This is a genomic window from Bacillus sp. 17RED48 (genome assembly GCF_019837545.1).
Lineage (GTDB): Bacteria > Bacillota > Bacilli > Bacillales > Bacillaceae_G > Bacillus_A > Bacillus_A wiedmannii.
The window spans coordinates 1-1,291 of the sequence record NZ_JADAXG010000049.1 but is presented as its reverse complement, the minus strand read 5'-3'; the positions used below and the strand labels follow the sequence as shown (position 1 = coordinate 1,291).

At 29.0% G+C, this 1,291-nt stretch carries 2 protein-coding genes; one reads left to right on the top strand and one right to left on the bottom strand.

Features of this window, described 5'->3' with window-relative positions; translation table 11 throughout:
• Positions 1 to 320 (bottom strand): S-layer homology domain-containing protein (locus ILT06_RS32165; protein WP_222656001.1); only part of this gene is annotated, 320 nt, incomplete at its 3' end.
• A 651-nt stretch (positions 321 to 971) separates the two neighbouring features.
• On the opposite strand from ILT06_RS32165, the gene ILT06_RS32160 reads away from it, so the two are divergent.
• On the top strand, positions 972 to 1,291 hold a 320-nt coding region (locus tag ILT06_RS32160; RefSeq protein WP_222656000.1), incomplete at its 3' end, for an S-layer homology domain-containing protein.

Genomic DNA, 1,291 nt, shown 5'->3' with positions numbered 1-1,291 from the left:
TCAGCTTTTTCAGCTGCAGCAATATACGGAGTAGCCCAATGGTTTTGGGTATCTGTAAAAGAAGGTTTGGCTGTTGTATCAATTTTTATCCCTAAGGCTTTTGTTATAATTGTTGCGGCGGAAGCTCGATCTAACGTAGCGTTTGAGCCAAAGGTACCATCTGGTAAACCTGATATAGCTTGTTTCTCCAATAAATAATTAACAGATTGCTCTGCCCACTTTGGAACATCAGGAAACTTTTGAGTATCCGCAAAAATACTAGAAGAATAGGATAATATAGCCCCCGCAAGAAGACCTGTTGTAATTAATTTGCGCTTCATAAAAATATACACCTCTACCAATCTATTGTATTACCAAATTGAGATTTTTTATTTTTATATTTATATGTTTGTGGTGATGCTGACATATATTCAATTTGGTGTAACGATTATAGTTACTTATATGCATAAGTGTCAATGAATAACTTTACTAAAAATGTTTAATATTAACATAAAAAATTAATATAAATTAATTTTATTTACTAAAAATTAATAATTTGTTGACGCATTAATATATACTTAACTATAATTAATAAATATTAATTGAGATTGATTTTCAAGTTTGTTTACTAGTTTAACAAGTATACAAAAACTAACTTGAATTTAATTAAAAAAGTTGAATATAAACTTATATTTGTTCATTGACACTTATATACAGGTAGCTAAAATCGTTGAACCAAATGTATGTTATGCTTAAAAATTTTTAAAATATACATATTGATAGAAAACCTTTTCTCTATATACTTTGTTGGATAAAGAACCATTATTTATGCAACTCCTTATATATATATTGTCCATTAACAATATAGTTAATTATTCAATAAGCTCATCAACATTTATATTATTCCTTTATTATCATTTCTTAATAAAGGAATAATATAAATTAAATGCATGAAAATGGATAGAAATTAAGATTTAGAAGGAGAATATTTTATGAAATCCAAGTTAATTGCTACAGGAATTATTGCAGGAAGTCTACTATCCTACTCATCTAATATATTTGCAGATACCAAGAAATTCCCTGATGTTCCAAAGTGGGCAGAGCAATCCGTTAATTACTTAGTGGATAAACAAGTTTTAATTGGTTATCCAGATGGAAATTTTGGTTCACATGATTCATTAGACAGAGCTTCCGCCACGAAAATTATGACAAAAGTATTAGGTATACAAATTGACTTCGATGCAAAACCATCCTTTACAGATACCCAAAACCATTGGGCTACTCCGTATATTGCTGCAGCTGAAAAAGCTGG